Raw genomic sequence first — 252 nt, 5'->3', positions numbered from 1 at the left:
ATACAGAACTGCGTTATATCAACGACGAGATCGGGTACGGTGTGTTCGCGACGAAGTTCATTCCCAAAGGAACGATCGTATGGGCCATGGATGATTTGGATCAGGTATTAGACCTTTCCTTTGTGGAAAAACTGGACCCATTACGAAAGCAGGATGTGCAAAAATATTCGTTCAGAAACCAGTACGGGAAATACATTCTGTGCTGGGATAAAGCTCGGTACGTGAACCACAGCTTTTATGCCACATGTGTAG

1 protein-coding gene is annotated in these 252 nt (G+C 44.8%); it reads left to right on the top strand.

The features are described 5' to 3' along the window. Positions 1–252, top strand: a 252-nt coding sequence (locus SB773_RS33435; RefSeq protein ID WP_410594752.1) for an SET domain-containing protein-lysine N-methyltransferase, incomplete at both ends; no start/stop codon positions are given.

Source organism: Bacillus sp. SIMBA_074, assembly GCF_046534555.1.
GTDB classification, from domain to species: Bacteria; Bacillota; Bacilli; order Bacillales; family Bacillaceae_G; genus Bacillus_A; species Bacillus_A mycoides.
Note: the sequence above shows the minus strand (reverse complement) of the source record. Positions and strands in the feature narration are given on the sequence as shown.